The organism is Pantoea sp. A4, from assembly GCF_000295955.2.
Classification (GTDB): Bacteria; Pseudomonadota; Gammaproteobacteria; order Enterobacterales; family Enterobacteriaceae; genus Pantoea; species Pantoea multigeneris.
The window spans coordinates 1-16,087 of the sequence record NZ_ALXE01000049.1; the positions used below are offsets into that span (position 1 = coordinate 1).

General features: G+C 51.6%; 14 protein-coding genes, 1 tRNA gene and 1 pseudogene. 8 read left to right on the forward strand and 8 right to left on the reverse strand.

Annotated features, from left to right (window positions below):
* The 5 genes and pseudogenes from B880_RS27150 to B880_RS0120320 form a co-directional block, all read left to right on the forward strand.
* A partial coding sequence (locus B880_RS27150; protein WP_237761032.1) for an RHS repeat-associated core domain-containing protein occupies nucleotides 1–432 on the forward strand: 432 nt, incomplete at its 5' end.
* A gap of 1 nt (nucleotide 433) precedes the next feature.
* The gene (locus B880_RS25350) at nucleotides 434–757 is read left to right on the forward strand and encodes a hypothetical protein (RefSeq protein ID WP_017349301.1); all 324 of its coding nucleotides are present in this window, start codon (nucleotides 434–436) and stop codon (nucleotides 755–757) included.
* An 89-nt stretch (nucleotides 758–846) separates the two neighbouring features.
* Nucleotides 847–994, forward strand: a pseudogene (locus tag B880_RS27395) (RHS repeat-associated core domain-containing protein); the annotation flags it as partial.
* 333 nt (nucleotides 995–1,327) lie between these two features.
* Entirely contained in the window at nucleotides 1,328–1,678 is a 351-nt protein-coding gene (locus B880_RS0120315; protein ID WP_036646548.1) for a hypothetical protein, read from the forward strand.
* A 197-nt stretch (nucleotides 1,679–1,875) separates the two neighbouring features.
* A complete protein-coding gene (locus B880_RS0120320; protein WP_017349303.1) occupies nucleotides 1,876–2,235 on the forward strand; it encodes a hypothetical protein in 360 nt (119 codons plus the stop codon).
* Between the two features lie 82 nt (nucleotides 2,236–2,317).
* Here the strand turns inward: B880_RS0120320 and dppF are convergent, their stop codons facing one another.
* From dppF to B880_RS0120360, 8 genes are all read right to left on the reverse strand, one after another.
* Complete coding sequence (dppF, locus tag B880_RS0120325; protein WP_017349304.1) at nucleotides 2,318–3,325, reverse strand: dipeptide ABC transporter ATP-binding subunit DppF; 1,008 nt, start codon at nucleotides 3,323–3,325, stop codon at nucleotides 2,318–2,320.
* Complete coding sequence (gene dppD / locus B880_RS0120330) at nucleotides 3,315–4,301, reverse strand: dipeptide ABC transporter ATP-binding protein (protein ID WP_017349305.1); 987 nt, start codon at nucleotides 4,299–4,301, stop codon at nucleotides 3,315–3,317. The genes dppF and dppD overlap by 11 nt, the downstream gene beginning before the upstream one ends.
* A gap of 9 nt (nucleotides 4,302–4,310) precedes the next feature.
* The gene (gene dppC / locus B880_RS0120335) at nucleotides 4,311–5,213 is read right to left on the reverse strand and encodes a dipeptide ABC transporter permease DppC (protein ID WP_017349306.1); all 903 of its coding nucleotides are present in this window, start codon (nucleotides 5,211–5,213) and stop codon (nucleotides 4,311–4,313) included.
* A gap of 9 nt (nucleotides 5,214–5,222) precedes the next feature.
* On the reverse strand, nucleotides 5,223–6,242 hold the full coding sequence (dppB, locus tag B880_RS0120340; RefSeq protein WP_017349307.1) for a dipeptide ABC transporter permease DppB: 1,020 nt from the start codon (nucleotides 6,240–6,242) through the stop codon (nucleotides 5,223–5,225).
* Nucleotides 6,243–6,417: 175 nt separating this feature from the next.
* On the reverse strand, nucleotides 6,418–8,028 hold the full coding sequence (dppA, locus tag B880_RS0120345; protein ID WP_026042809.1) for a dipeptide ABC transporter periplasmic-binding protein DppA: 1,611 nt from the start codon (nucleotides 8,026–8,028) through the stop codon (nucleotides 6,418–6,420).
* Between the two features lie 722 nt (nucleotides 8,029–8,750).
* Nucleotides 8,751–8,827 (reverse strand) — tRNA-Pro (locus B880_RS0120350).
* A 102-nt stretch (nucleotides 8,828–8,929) separates the two neighbouring features.
* Entirely contained in the window at nucleotides 8,930–10,621 is a 1,692-nt protein-coding gene (gene eptB, locus B880_RS0120355; protein ID WP_017349309.1) for a kdo(2)-lipid A phosphoethanolamine 7''-transferase, read from the reverse strand.
* 200 nt (nucleotides 10,622–10,821) lie between these two features.
* On the reverse strand, nucleotides 10,822–11,112 hold the full coding sequence (locus B880_RS0120360) for an HTH-type transcriptional regulator (RefSeq protein ID WP_017349310.1): 291 nt from the start codon (nucleotides 11,110–11,112) through the stop codon (nucleotides 10,822–10,824).
* Nucleotides 11,113–11,720: 608 nt separating this feature from the next.
* On the opposite strand from B880_RS0120360, the gene B880_RS0120365 reads away from it, so the two are divergent.
* From B880_RS0120365 to mtlD, 3 genes are all read left to right on the forward strand, one after another.
* Nucleotides 11,721–12,434, forward strand: a complete 714-nt coding sequence (locus B880_RS0120365; protein WP_017349311.1) for a DUF3053 domain-containing protein — start codon at nucleotides 11,721–11,723, stop codon at nucleotides 12,432–12,434.
* A gap of 454 nt (nucleotides 12,435–12,888) precedes the next feature.
* The gene (locus tag B880_RS0120370) at nucleotides 12,889–14,823 is read left to right on the forward strand and encodes a PTS mannitol transporter subunit IICBA (RefSeq protein WP_017349312.1); all 1,935 of its coding nucleotides are present in this window, start codon (nucleotides 12,889–12,891) and stop codon (nucleotides 14,821–14,823) included.
* A gap of 88 nt (nucleotides 14,824–14,911) precedes the next feature.
* Nucleotides 14,912–16,060 carry a mannitol-1-phosphate 5-dehydrogenase gene (gene mtlD / locus B880_RS0120375; protein WP_017349313.1) on the forward strand — a complete coding sequence of 383 codons (1,149 nt, stop codon included), beginning with the start codon at nucleotides 14,912–14,914 and terminating at the stop codon, nucleotides 16,058–16,060.
* Nucleotides 16,061–16,087: the final 27 nt, after the last annotated feature.

The following is a 16,087-nucleotide window of genomic DNA, read 5'->3' on the forward strand; positions in this document are numbered from 1 at the left end:
GCCGGACAGTACGAAGACAGGGAAACCGGTCTACACTACAACCTGTTCCGCTACTACGATCCGCAGGTCGGCCGCTTTACGACCCCGGACCCGATAGGGGTTCTGGGTGGAACGAATCTTTATCAGTATGCGCCGAATCCAAATGGGTGGGTGGATCCTCTTGGACTGAGTTTCCTTGAGATAATGGGTGATGCAGCTACAACGATAGGGAAAAAATTTCAGGGAGCTGAAATTTACAAATTAACTAGTAAAGTTAAAGTCGGGGGTGTAAATTTCAAAAAAGGTGATTATTTCTATCTTGATAATCTTCATAAAGATCATCATGAAACCTTTTCATCGTTAGATAAATCTAAAGGTGTATTTAATTTAGATGGTTCTTACAACGAAAGAAAATCATTAAAAGCTACAAAAAGAAAAGGGCCTGGCTGTTAAGATGGATAAAAAATTAAAAATTGAGATCCTTAATAATAAAGATGACCTCACTGAGGGAACCTTCTGCTACCTTCTGTTCGAGGATGGAGTTTTCGATGAATCATTGTTGATAAATTTAATAGAAAATACGAGGGACTACCTTTCAAGAAACATTGGCGACAGAGAAATAATTGATTTCTTAAAATGGCTTGATACATGTACAAACCAATGCTTCTCATCTCACAATGAAAAAGATGACTTATACACTATAAGTAATTATAAAATTGAAATGGAAAAAAAATGGCATAATACATGGGAACCTATGATTTTAAGATTAATAAATTAGAATTTAAAGTAATTCTCATCAATAATTTTCGCAAGTTATGGTTTTTAGTGATGCGACATTTTTAAAAAAGAATAACAAGGTTCGAGGAGGGCCAGTTCGGTAGTTTTGGCGAGGTTGTAGGCAGAAGGAAGCCTTCAGCCGCTGCGCTATGACGGACAATATGCCTAAAGAGAGGCGGGCCTGCACTATAATTTTTTCCGGTGTTATGACCCGCAGGTGGGTTATGATGCAGTGCAAACAGGGAGCGTCACGGCCAAGCGGTAGCGTGCGTACCAAAAGTGCGCATCGGTGAAAATCCTGGCCGCAACCGGTAATCCCGGCGTCAAAAAATAAAATTATATCAACCTTGCCGCAAATGAGTGATATTTTAATAAATTCCGACTTGGAATTTATTAACACAGAAGAACTAAAGGGCATGAAAGTATTCCACACGAGTAAGAAGCCTCATGAAGTCATACCCTATCCATTATATGATTACGGGTGAATAATAACGCACAGACAAATAAACCCATGAGGATGAGATGTGGTAAAAATACACCATTGATCTTGAAGTTTTCTTGAGACTATAAAATGAAAAGTGAATTGCAATCAAGATTAAATTTGTTATCAGAGAAAATGAATAACTTTTATTATAAGAAGTTTTCATCTGAAGCAGAAGAATACATTGAGAATAAAAGTATAAAATCCGATATTATCGAAGTGATTATAAAATCCAATGAGTTGGGTGAGTTTTCTCTTGTGCAGGATGCCTTATTTTTCATTTTTGAAAACACTGGTTGCAAGGAAGATTTTGAAATATTGGATGAAATAATCTCACCTTTATTAAAAAATAACATTCTCGATGAGAAGCTACTGAAAAAACACTTTGGCAACTCTCCATTATCAAGATGGAAAGAGTGGCATGAAACCGAAAAAAATTAATCCACCATGACTTTGTCATTGTTTAATTTGATTTTTTCAGCACGCTAAACATCACGTTCTGTATCACCTTGACCATCTGTATCACAGATAACTGCCTACGCCACTGGCTGAAAGCAGCACGATGATAAGGAAATCGGACTACACTATAATCTGTTCCGCTTTTACGATCCGCAGATCAGACGCTAAAGGAATAAATTGTGAGCAATTTAATGGAAAAAGAAAAATTTATTATATATGAAACCGTATTAAAAGAAGAAGGGTCATTCATATATGATCTTCATAACAATCAAAACTTCCAGAAAGAAAAAATTAATTTATTGCTTACAGAATGTCGAGAACTGCTAGGTATATACAAAGATAACGGAAAGTCTAATAAATACGCTACTATTCTAACAGGCATGACTTCAACACTCCAACATACCCTTTTTTTAATTTCATGCCACTTTATGCCGGATGATGAATTTACAATCAAGAACTATGAACGTGATCTATCATCAGAGATAGTCTCCGACTACTACATAAAATTTAGAGTGGTATTACATGATTTAATTTTTTAAATTAAATATTTCTTCTAGGCTCTACCACACCCCCACCAAAAACGGCAGCAAACAGCCTGCCGTTTTCAGTGACTGCGTGAAGCTACGACTCCACTCGTTGATGTTCGTCTTCATCGACGGCGAAGCAGGCAACGGCCTGATCGCCGTAGGTTTTTAGCTGCGGCTGGAACTGGGTGCAGGTGCCGAAACGACGACGGCAGCGGGCGTTAAAAGCGCAGCCGGGAGGTGGATTGAGCGGGCTGGGCAGTTCGCCGGTGAGCTTGATGCGCTCACGCCGCTGCTCTGGGTTGAGGCGTGGCGTGGCCGATAGCAGCGCCTGTGTGTACGGATGCCGTGGATGGGCAAACAGCTCTGCCTTGCTACTTTTCTCCACGCAGCGTCCGAGATACATCACCATCACCTCATCGGCAATGTGTTCCACCACCGACAAATCGTGGGAGATAAACACATACGAAAGCCCCATCTCCTGCTGGAGATCCATCATCAGGTTTAGTACCTGAGCGCGCACCGAAACATCCAGGGCTGAAACTGGCTCATCGGCAATCAACACGTCCGGGTCGAGCATCAGGCCGCGTGCAATGGCAATACGCTGCCGCTGTCCACCTGAAAACATATGCGGATAGCGATCGTAGTGCTCGGTTTTCAGGCCCACTTTCGCCATCATCTCCAGCGTTTTTTCCCGCCGTTCCGCTTTGGTCAGTGACGTGTTGATCAACAGCGGCTCTTCCAGAATCTGGCTGATTTTTTTACGCGGATTCAGCGAGCCATAGGGATTTTGAAAGACGATCTGAATCTTTTGCCGCCGCAATTTTTGCGCCTGCGGATCGTGTTTCAATAAATCCTGGCCGTGCCAGTAAAGCTCGCCCGCGGTGGGGGTTTCGATCATGGTGAGCAAACGTCCCAGCGTCGACTTACCGCAACCCGACTCCCCTACCACCGCCAGCGTCTTGCCGCGCTCCAGATTAAACGACACGCCATCCAGCGCTTTAACCAGCCGTTGTTCACCAAACAGCCCTTTTTTCACCGGGTAGTGCTTTTTCAAATCAACGGCCTGTAACAGGAAATCCTGTTGGCCTGCATTAGTGCTCATAAGTGGGTCTCCCGGCGTCATCCAGCGGAAAGTGGCATTTAGACTGGCGGCCTGGGATATCCCGCAGTGCAGGCTCCTCCTGGCGGCAACGGTCAGTCACATAGGGGCAACGCGGATTCAGCAAACAGCCGGTTGGTCGGTCATATTTTCCCGGCACCACTCCCGGCAATGAAGCCAGACGCGCCTTGTCACTGGAAAACTCGGGCAGCGCGCGCAGCAGCGCCTGGGTATAGGGGTGACGCGGCGCACGGAAAATATCCGCCGCTTTGCCGCTCTCCACCACCTGCCCGGCGTACATCACAATAATATGGTGTGCCGCTTCAGCCACCAGCGCCAGGTCATGGGTGATCAGGATCAGCGCCATGTTCTCCTGCTGTTGCAGCTCCAGTAACAGCTCAATAATCTGCGCCTGAATGGTCACATCCAGCGCGGTGGTTGGCTCATCGGCAATTAACAGTTTGGGTTTACAGGCTATCGCCATCGCGATCATCACGCGCTGGCTCATCCCGCCCGAAAGCTGGTGCGGATACACATCCAGCCGCGAGGCGGGATCGGGAATACCCACCTGCGTCAGCAGGTCTATCGCCCGTTGGCGGCGAGTGCGGCGATTTCCTCCCTGATGCACCTTCAGCGCTTCCATGATCTGGAAGCCGACGGTGTAACACGGATTCAGGCTGGTCATGGGGTCCTGAAAAATCATCGCCACTTCCGCCCCTACCAGCTGACGACGCTCTGCTTCTGAAATCCGCTGTAAATCGCGCTGATTAAATTGCAGCGAGTCGGCCTTCACCTTGCCCGGGAAATCAATCAGCCCCATTATCGCCAGCGAACTGACCGATTTACCGGAGCCGGATTCGCCGACAATCCCCACCACCTGACCTTCATCCACCTGATAGCTAATGCGATCAACCGCGCGGAACGGGTGGCCTTCATCGCCAAAATGGACCGAAAGTTGTTCTACCTGAAGTAATGACATTTTCGGCCCCTACTGCTTAAGTTTTGGATCGAGCGCATCGCGTAAACCATCGCCCATCAGGTTAAATGCCAGTACCGTCAACAGGATCACCAGCCCAGGGAACGTCACCACCCACCACGCGCTTTGCGCATATTGCAGCACGTCAGAAAGCATGGTGCCCCACTCTGGCGTCGGCGGCTGTGCGCCCATGCCGAGGAAGCCCAGCGCCGCCATATCGAGGATGGCGTTGGAAAAGCCCAGTGAGGCCTGCACGATCAGCGGAGCAAGGCAGTTCGGCAGAATATTGATAAACATCTGACGCAACATGCCAGCACCGGCCACGCTGGAGGCGGTCACATAGTCGCGATTGACCTCTACCAACACCGCAGCGCGGGTCAAACGGATATAGTGCGGCAAGGCGACAAAGGTCAGTGCCAGTGCGGCATTAACGATCGAAGGGCCGAATATGGCCACCAGCACCAACGCCAGCAGCAGGCTTGGCAGCGCCAGCATGATATCGACGATGCGCATGATCACCGCATCCACCACGCCGCCAAGGTAGCCCGCCAGCAGACCAAAAATGACACCCAGAATCAAAGAAAGCACCACCACCAGGCAGCCCACCAGCAGCGACAGACGCGCACCGTACATCAGGCGCGTCAGGACATCGCGGCCAACGTCATCAGTCCCGAGGATGAATTTCCAGCTGCCGCCTTCCTGCCACACCGGCGGGTGCAGCAGCGCGTCACGAAACTGCTCAGCAGGGGCATGAGGCGCGAGCAGACCGGCAAAAATAGCCACCAGCAGCATCAAAACGATATAAACCAGACCGACAACCGCACCATGATTGCGCCGGAAGTAGTGCCAAAATTCCTGAATCGGGGTCATTGGCTTGGGTGCAGCGTTTACGCTTGCAGGATCAACAACACTCATTTTTCCCCCTCACTTCTTATGGCGGATGCGTGGGTTAACCACGCCATACAGCAGATCAACCAGCAGGTTGACGAGGATGATCAGGATAGCGACCAGCAGCACGCCGCCCTGCACCACCGGATAGTCACGGCGTTGCAAAGCTTCAATCAGCCAGCGGCCCAGACCTGGCCAGGAGAAAATGGTCTCTGTGAGGATCGCCCCCGCCAGCAGCGTTCCCACCTGCAAACCAATCACGGTGACAACCGGCAGCATGGCGTTACGCAGCGCGTGTACCACGATGACGCGCATCCGCGTCAGCCCTTTGGCCCGCGCGGTACGGATGTAATCTTCTCCCAGCACTTCCAGCATGGATGAGCGGGTCATACGCACAATCACCGCGAGGGGGATAGTGCCCAGCACAATGGCAGGCAATAGCATGTGCATCACCGCATCTTTGAAGTCGCCAGGCTCACCCCAAAGCAGCGTGTCGATCAGCATAAAACCAGTCAGCGGGTGGCTGTCATCGAGGAACAGCGTATCGCTGACGCGCCCGGAAACCGGTGTCAGGTTGAGCTGCACCGAGACCAGCATGATCAGCATGATGCCCCACCAGAAAATCGGCATGGAATAGCCGGTCAGGGCAATGCCTACCGCAGTGTGATCAAAGATGGAACCACGTTTTACCGCCGCCAGCACGCCCACCGGAATGCCCACCGCAATCGCAAACAACATGGCGCAAATGCCCAGTTCCAGCGTGGCTTTAAAGCGCGGCACAAACTCATCCCACACCGGAATACGACTTTTCAGGGAGATGCCCAAATCGCCATGCAGCACCCCATTGACGTAGGTGAGGTATTGTTTCCACATGGGCTGATCGAGACCAAACTGCGCCAGTAACTGAGCGTGGCGCTCGGGGGAGATACCGCGTTCACCCGCCATGATCAGCACCGGATCACCGGGGATCAAATGGACAAACGCGAAGGTCAACAGCGTGATGCCGATAAACGTTGGGATGACAAGGCCCAGACGCCGGAGTACGAACTGCAGCATAAGCCAAATTCTCACTTTTCCCGCACAAACAACGCGGGTACTGATTGCTCACAAACGCGCCCGACAAAAACAGCCGAACGCCACGCCTTACGCGCGCAAATAAAAGGAAGTGACCGGAGCTGGGCGATAACCTCTGGCACCCGGGTAAGTGCCGTTATCGCCCGGTCCGCAAAGGTTATTCCTGAATATCGACGTTTTCGAAGTGATGTTTGCCCAACGGATCAACCACATAGCCAGTGACTTTCTTACTGACCGGTTCATACACCGTTGAATGGGCAATGATCAGAGCCGGAGCCTGGTCATGCATCACTACCTGCGCCTGTTTGTAATACTCAATCCGTTTATTGTGATCGGCTTCAGCGCGCGCGGGCTGAATCAGGTCTTCAAACGGTTTGTAGCACCAGCGGGAGTAGTTGGAGCCGTCTTTGGCTGCTGCACAGCTGAACAGCGTTGCGAAGAAGTTATCCGGGTCGCCATTGTCACCGGTCCAGCCCATCATCACGGTCTGATGTTCACCGGCTTTGGCGCGTTTCAGGTATTCGCCCCATTCGTAAGTCACGATGTTGGCTTTCACACCGATTTTCGCCCAGTCAGCCTGAATCATCTCTGCCATACGGCGTGCGTTCGGGTTATACGGGCGCTGAACCGGCATTGCCCACAGGTCAATACTGAAGCCATCTTGCATGCCTGCTTCTTTCAGCAGGGCTTTCGCTTTGGCAGGGTCGTAAGGATAGTCTTTGACGTCATCGTTGTAGCCCCACATGGTAGGTGGGATCAGGTTTTTCGCCGCCTGGCCCGCCCCTTGATAGACCGCATCAATGATCGCCTGCTTGTTCACCGCCATGGTCAGTGCCTGACGCACTTTGACGTTATCCAGCGGTTTTTTCTCGGTGTTGAATGAGAGATAGCCCACGTTCAGGCCTGGCTGCTCCAGCAGATTGATATTGGTATCTTTCTTCATGCTGGCGATATCTGCCGGGTTGGGATACGGCATCACCTGGCACTCGCCTTTCTGCAATTTGGCGTAGCGCACGGAGGCATCCGGGGTGATGGAGAAGACCAGACGATCAATTTTCGGCTTGGTGCCCCAGTAGTCCGGGTTGGCTTTATACAGGATGCGCGAATCTTTCTGGTATTGCAGCAGCACAAACGGGCCAGTACCGACCGGATTAAGGTCGACTTTTTCTGGCGTACCCGCTTTCAGCATGTTATCCGCGTATTCCGCAGACAAGATGGAGGCAAAGTCCATGCCCAAATCGGCGAGGAACGGCGCTTCAGAACGCGTCAGGGTGAAGCGTACGGTATGGTCGTCCACCTTCTCAATTTTGCTAATCAACTTCGGCATGTCCATGCCTTCGAAGTATTCGTAGCTGCCGCCAGAGACACCGTGATACTTGTTGTTTTTGTCGAGCTGGCGTTCGAAGGAGAACACCACGTCATCAGCGTTGAAGTCGCGCGTGGGTTTAAAATCTTTGGTGGTTTGCCACTTCACGCCCTGGCGCAGGTGGAACGTGTAGGTTTTGCCATCTGCGCTGACGTCCCATTTTTCTGCGAGGCCAGGTTGCAGTTCAGTGGTGCCAGTTTTGAACTCGACCAGACGGTTGTAGATCGGTACTGAGCTGGCATCGTAGGTGGTGCCGGAAGTGAAGAGCTGTGGGTTGAAGCCTTCCGGTGAACCTTCTGAACAGTAAACAAGGGTTTTAGCCTGAACACCGGCGGCCACGGTCATAGCCAATAGGCTAAGACCGACCTTCAGCATCCTGGATTTTGCCAGGGAGTTGCTCATGTCGTTGCTCCATCGTGATGTGTTGTTGTGTGCTTCGTCCGACCTCTGTTTTTTTTGTGCGGTTCGGACAGGTCACGTCAAATGACCCCTGCGCGTGGCGATTTTTTTAGTAAACCGTTCTGGTAAGACGCGGTTTATTTGACCACTGCGCAGCGTGACGACTCAATTTGTCAACAGTTGCAATCAACGTCAATACAAGCACAAGTTATTTACATAGAGTGTGAGTAACCGCAAGCAACGATAAAAAAGTGAAAAAAACGTGACCAGCAGTGATTAATTTTATCTTTCAGTGGAAAAATCCAGTAATCACGCTGTGAACTATCCCCTTATTAGCCATTTTTCATCGCTAAAAAACCTTAGTATATTAGCGGCAATTGCTGACAATATGAGCGATATCGCGTGCGTTATGACGTTCAGACAGCAAAATATGCTGCTTTGCGTGTATAAGAATCAGGCACGTGGTCGATTTTTATCATAAGAAAAATGTGTCACGAATTAAGATTCGAGCGCAGATACCGCAAGGGCTGAGAAGAGATTGATCTGCTTTTTTACGCTTTGAACTAATGAAAAGCCGCTAAGCCGGATTTTTTGGTAATTACTGACAACGGTGACAAAACATGACGTAAGCGCGCCACTCGCGGAGGAAGTCTGGGGAATTTACACCGGCGGGATAAAAAATGGACGAAAAAAAACCTGCTTTTTCAAGCAGGCTTTCTTAAAGATGGTCGGCGAGAGAGGATTCGAACCTCCGACCCACTGGTCCCAAACCAGTTGCGCTACCAAGCTGCGCTACTCGCCGATGGGGGCGCATGTTACTGCTCCCTCATGGGAGCGTCAACCGCTTTTTAATCCCCCCGGTTTGATTGCCTGAAAAGCAGCCAAATCAGAGCCAAAACACCGTTTAAAGTGGATGCGCCACAGGTTTTGCCGGTGGCTGGCACCAGTTGTTCGCCGGGTTGATCCCGCCGTTTGGCGAGGTATAACCGAGGCAACCCAGAATGGAGTCAAACAGCTCGACGTGACGATGGGGTTGGCCCGCACGCTGTTCTGCCTGCAAACGCTCAAAGCGAGCGCGGTTCTGAGCGTCCGCCAGATAGCTATCGGAAGCCCACACCAGCATAGGCACGCGGAACTGCTCTGGTGGAGCCATTTCGCGTGGCGTCCCGTGCAGGTGCATATTTTCGCTGATCGACTCACCGTGATCCGCCGCGTAGAACACAATCGCTTTCTTGTTACGTAGCTGGTCAAACACGCTATCGAGCATGTTATCGACGTACATCACCGAGTTGTCATAAGCGTTGATCAACTGTGCCTTGCTACAGAAATCATCCACACCGATACATTCTGGCTGGTAGTGGGCAAAGCTGCGTGGATAGCGCTGAGAATAGAGATAGTGCGAACCCTTGGTATGCAGGATCACCAGATGCTTGCCCTGCGGATAGCGTTCCAGCGACTTTTGCAATTCAGGCACCAGTAGCATGTCATCCACGGCTTTCCCTGCATTGTCTTTTTCCGAGCCAATCTGCTCGCGGAAGGCAAAGTTGTTGACGTTGGTGTTGTCGTAGAACCACACCTCACTCTGCATCGCAAAGAGCTCAGAGGTGAACCCCAACGATTTCATCACTGCGAAGACGTTTTCCTCTTTCAGGGTGCGGCCTGGGTTATCCATGGTGCCGCCCTCGCGCACAAACATGCAGCGTAATGAAAGCTTGGTCGCGGTATCACATGACTGACCACGGAAAGCCACCAGGTTCTTCTCCTGTGAAAGCTTCGGCGTGGTATTCCGCTCATAACCAAGAATGCCCATGTGATCCCAACGGGTGGTTTCACCGATGACAAAGACCACGTAGGTGTCATCAATACCCGCAGGGGCTACGTAAGTGAAGGCTTTGGCCGGATCGAACAGTGACGATTTATCCATTTTTTCGTCGATGCGCGTCCAGGTGAACAGCCCCAGAGCCGCCAGCCAGTTCGAAGGCAAGTAAGAGTGGGCAACCACACCGCCATAGCTGGGTAAATCGATATTGGTGATTTTCTCCTGCGCTTTTTGCAGGCGATCAAAATAGCGGATAGGCAGCCAGACCAGTGCCACGCACAGCAACAGCGTCAGCGTTGGTCGCAGGCGCTGCCCCGGCGTGCGCAGCTGTTCGAGCAGGGTATTGCGGAGATGACTGCGCCAAATCAGCAGCAACGGCAGCGCACTGACCAGCACCATCCACAGCACATAGTGAAAACCCACCACCTCTTTGGATAAGTCGGTATCGGTGGTCATCACCGAGGCGACAATCCCGTAGCCAATCACCACGTTGAAGAAGGTCATGTAATAGGCGGCAGCCACCGAGATCAGCACCAGCAGGCTGGCGAGGATGCGCCAGGCCAGCTTCCCGCCCACAGAAAAGAGGCGAATTAAGAAGAACGGTAACAGCACACTCGCCATGATTTCAGCGAGTGCAGAGAACAGGTTGGTCAAAGAGGGGTACTGCAAATAACCGTCAAAACGGCGGTAAAAAATCGGCAAATTCAATAAGATGCCGATATAGAGAGCCAGCAGCATTGAGAGCTTTTGCTGGCTCAGAGTTTTAATAAAATTCATTGAACACAGGTATCCCGAGGTAAAGAAAATAAACAACAAGCCTTACTGTGACTAAAGCGACACGCCAGAGTTCGTTTTATCAGCAAATTGTGAGCGGATTGTCTCATTCTGGTGTGGATTCTGAAAGGAAGCAAAACGCGATATGAGTGACATAAAAAAACCCGCCAACGGCGGGTCATTTCATCTCTCTTTGATACTTTTCAATCTAACAGCTGACGTCCCAAATATGGGTTTGCATGTAACAGCTTCATCAATTTCTGAGCCGTAGCAGAAGGACGGGTACGACGTGCTTCCCAGCTTTTTACTGAAGAGACACTTACGCCCATGACTCGGGCAAATTCATCCACCTGCATCCCGGTCAGTTCACGTAAGCGCTGCGGCTCAGGAAGTGATGGGGTTGGTACCTGCACCGCAGGCTTCAGGCTGTCACGCGTTAAAACAATCTGTTCAAGGCTACTCAGTAATTCAAAAACAGGATCTTTTACTTCCATAGAGAACTCCTTAAAACTCACTATGAATCACGCGAAAGTAGGAAGATAAGAATCTGCAAGGAGATCCAAAGACCAGGACCGCAGGCTGCATCCCGCAAGGGTTTATAATTTTTAGTGTAAAACCCCTACGGGACACAGCCTGCCCGTACCACCCGAAACAGCGGTACCAATGCATGTTGGCCTGGGAAGTAATTATGGATAAAGAAAGCGAATTCTGCCGGGCAAAACAGGGAGATTATTTCAGCTTTACTTTTCATTTACATTGCAAAGCCGCTAACGCTTTATTGCGTCTGGATATTCTTCCTACCGCTACGCTTTCATAGCCAAAGCTGATATAGCATAAATTGCTACAACACCGGTCCACCGGCCAGGCCATCACCGGAGAGTAAAGCAATAAACGCGCCATTTTCACCCAGCAGGCCCGCATGGCCTTACGCAGCTTAAGGGCCACCCCGCTGCGCTGTTTTTGTGCAAAATCGCACTAACATGCAGCAACTGCGCCAGTTACCCCTCACCGCCATTGTGCCGACTCAGGCCTTTGTTCTATCCTTTAAGACTGTTCTTATCCCAGCAGATTTTTCGCCATTTTACTGACAGGAGTTGCAGACATGGCAATCGGACTAACCCGCATCGGGAAACGCGCAGGTTTGCTGCTCGTCACCGCGCTTATGGTTGTGCAGCTCACGGGCTGTGGCGACAAACAGGGCGATCAACGCAAAGCATTTATCGACTTCCTGCAAAACACCGCCATGCGAAGCGGCGAGCACCTGCCTTCACTGAGTGAAAGCCAAAAACAGAGCTTTGGCCCCTACGTCAGCGATTACGCCATCATTTATGGTTTCTCACAGCAGGCGAGCAAAGCGGTTGATCAGGGGATTCGCCCAGTGGTCGATGAGCTGGCCGCCATTCATGTGCCACAGGATTACCTGACCCGCCGTGATTCCCTGCGCCAGGCGAGCGGCGCGTTAACGGTGGTCACACAGCAGGTTGAGAGCGCTAAATTACAGGCCGACAGTGCGAAAGCGACCCTGAAACAGCCGGACGACCTAAAAAGCGTGTTTGATAAAGCGTATGACCAGGTTGTCACGCTGCCATCAAACCAGCTGACGCCGCAATTGACCCAGTTGCAGAGCCTCAGCCAGTCTGCGGTTCAGGCAGGCGATCTGCTCCAGGCACAAGGAACCCACGTCAGCTTCAATAATGGTGGCGTGCAGTTCTCCAGCCAGGATCCTGCGACGCAGTACAACGCACTGATGAGCCAGATTGCCACCGATGCCCCCGCATTAGTGCAGGCTCAGCGCACGGTGCAGAGCGCGCAATAACTGAATAGCGGTTAAGCCAATAACTGGGTTTAACCGCTCTCCTGCTATTAGTTACCACCCCGCCGATTCACCAACGCACCCACACGTGACCAAAGTGTGATCTGCGGCATTTTTGACCAAAAATTGTTTGTGATTCAGATCACATTAATGAAACAAACACCCGCCACACAAAAGTGACACAAATCACAAAAACACCTCTGATTTGTACAGAAAAAAACCACATCGCCGCACTTATCGCATTTATGTGTGATCACGATCACGCAAAATGGCCTCCACCCCGGGGGGTTAAAGTGATCCAGATCACACTAAAGTGCACCGCTACGCAGCGTCATATTCGCGTGATAGAGTCCGCGTGCATACAGTAATAGCGACGGCTCCCCGCCGTAACGCCTAAACAAAAACAAACGCGCTCTCCTGGTTTGCAGCGCGTCTCGAGAAGAGAAGGGGTGGATTTATGTCCTCATCAGCTAAGGTCAAAGTTCAAAGCTTTGGTCGTTTCCTGAGTAATATGGTGATGCCTAACATCGGTGCGTTTATCGCCTGGGGTATCATCACTGCGCTGTTCATTCCAACCGGTTGGATCCCCAATGCCACGCTGGCTAAGCTAGTTGGCCCGATGATCACCTATCTGTTACCTCTGTTGATCGGCTTTACCGGCGGTCGTTTAGTGGGTGGCGATCGCGGTGGTGTGGTGGGTGCAATCACCACGATGGGGGTTATCGTCGGTGCGGATATGCCGATGTTCCTCGGTGCGATGATCGCAGGCCCGCTGGGTGGCTGGGCGATTCGCGCGTTTGACCGTGCCGTTGATGGCAAAATCAAAAGCGGCTTCGAAATGCTGGTAAACAACTTCTCCGCAGGCATCATCGGTATGCTGCTGGCGCTGTTGTCTTTCCTCGCCATTGGTCCGCTGGTTGAAGGGCTGTCACATATTCTGTCGACCGGCGTAAACATCATGGTGCAGCACAACCTGCTGCCGCTGACCTCCATCTTCGTTGAGCCAGCAAAAATCCTGTTCCTGAACAATGCCATCAACCACGGTATCTTCTCACCGTTGGGCATTCAGCAGGCCAGTGAAGCAGGCAAATCGATCTTCTTCCTGATTGAAGCGAACCCAGGCCCAGGTATGGGCGTACTGGTAGCCTATATGCTGTTTGGTCGCGGTAGCGCGAAACAGTCTGCGGGCGGTGCGGCAATCATTCACTTCCTTGGCGGTATCCACGAGATCTACTTCCCGTACGTGCTGATGGCTCCGCGCCTGCTGCTGGCGGTGATTTTAGGCGGGATGACCGGCGTGTTTACCCTGACCCTACTGAATGGCGGTCTGGTTTCCCCAGCTTCACCAGGTTCTATCCTGGCCGTGCTGGCGATGACACCTAAAGGTGCCTACTTCGCAAACATCGCAGCGATTATTGCCGCCTTTGCCGTCTCCTTTATCGTCTCTTCTGTCCTGCTGAAAACCAGCAAAGTCAAAGAAGATGACGACATCGAAGCGGCGACCCGTCGTATGCAAGAGATGAAAGCACAGTCTAAAGGCCAGAGCAGCACAGGCAGCACCGTGGTGGCAGATGCCAACAGTGTTGATCTGACCCACGTGCGCAAAATTATCGTGGCCTGTGATGCCGGTATGGGCTCAAGCGCCATGGGTGCTGGCGTACTGCGTAAAAAAGTCCAGGATGCGGGTCTGACTAACGTTTCCGTCACCAACAGCGCGATTAATGCGCTGCCGGGCGATGTTGATCTGGTGATTACCCACCGTGATTTAACGGAACGCGCTATTCGTCAGGCTCCGCAGGCACAGCACATTTCACTGAATAACTTCCTTGATAGCGCGCTGTATACCAATCTGACCGACCGTCTGGTGCAGGCTAATCGCAGCGAAGGCCATCGCGAGAAAGTCGAGCACACCCTGGCAGACAGCTACGATGACGGCCAGTCTCAGCTCTTCAAACTCGGCGTCAGCAACGTGTTCCTGAATCTGCGTGCGGATAACAAAGAGCAGGCGATCCGCTTTGCCGGTGAGCAGTTGGTGAAAGGGGGCTACGTTGAGCCAGAATACGTTGATGCCATGCTGCAACGTGAAATGCTGACACCAACCTATCTCGGCGAATCCATTGCTGTGCCACACGGCACCGTGGAAGCTAAAGATCGCGTGCTGAAAACCGGTATCGTGTTCCTGCAGTATCCAGAAGGGGTGCGCTTCGGTGAAGAAGAAGATGATATCGCCCGTCTGGTGATCGGTATTGCAGCACGCAATAACGAACACATTCAGGTCATCACCAGCCTGACCAACGCCCTGGATGATGAAGGGGTGATTGAGAAGCTGGCGACCACACACAACGTGCAGGAAGTGCTGGACCTGCTGTCTGGCAGCACAGCGGCTTCATAAACAGGCTGTTTTTCCTGGGGCGGGTGAGCCCGTCCTGAATCCGGGGCGGGCCTGCCTGCCCCATTGTCATTTGCAACGGGTCTCTACTATGAAAGCGTTACATTTTGGTGCGGGCAACATTGGTCGCGGCTTTATCGGCAAATTACTGGCAGATGCGGGCATCGAACTGGTGTTTGCCGATGTGAATCAGGTGGTGTTAGATGCGCTGAATGCTCGCCATGAATACCCGGTGAATGTCGTAGGCGAGCAGCAGCAGGTTGAGATAGTGCGCGGCGTGAGCGCCGTGAACAGCACCAGTGATGACATTATCGGCCTGGTGGCTGAAGTGGACCTGGTGACCACCGCCGTTGGCCCTACCGTGCTGCAACGTATCGCACCGGGCGTGGCAAAAGGGTTGATTCAGCGTCACGACAGCGGCAACACAAACCCACTGAATATTATCGCCTGCGAAAACATGGTGCGTGGCACCAGCCAGTTTAAGCAGCATGTACTCCAGGCCTTGCCAGAACAGTACCACGCCTGGCTGGAACAGCACGTTGGCTTCGTCGATTCAGCCGTAGACCGTATTGTTCCGCCTGCCGACAGCGCCAGCAACGATCCGCTGGAAGTGACGGTAGAAACCTTCAGCGAATGGATTGTGGATAAGACGCAGTTCAAAGGCACTCTGCCGGTGATTGCGGGCATGGAGTTAACCGACAACCTGATGGCGTTTGTCGAGCGCAAGCTGTTCACCCTTAACACCGGCCATGCTATTACGGCTTACCTCGGCCAGTTGGCAGGTAAACAGACTATTCGCGATGCCATTCTCGATCAGGCGATCCGCAGTGTGGTACTGGGTGCAATGGAAGAGAGTGGCGCAGTGCTGATCCAGCGCTATGGCTTCGATGCGGCTAAGCATGCGGCTTACATCCAGAAAATTTTAGGCCGTTTTGAAAACCCGTGGCTGAAAGATGATGTAGAGCGCGTTGGCCGTCAGCCACTGCGCAAACTCAGCGCAGGCGATCGTCTGATCAAGCCCACGTTAGGTACGCTGGAATATCAGCTCCCGCACAGTAACCTGGTGCAAGGTATTGCTGCCGCGCTGCACTATCGCAGTGAGCAAGATCCTCAGGCGCAGGAACTGGCTGCATTGATTGCAGAGAAAGGAGTGAAAGCCGCACTGGTCGAGATCTCCGGCCTGGATGCCGATAGCGAAGTGGTCGCCTCTGCGGTAGCCGCCTATCAGGCTACGGCTTAAGGTACTGGGCACAGCTTTGCTGTGCCC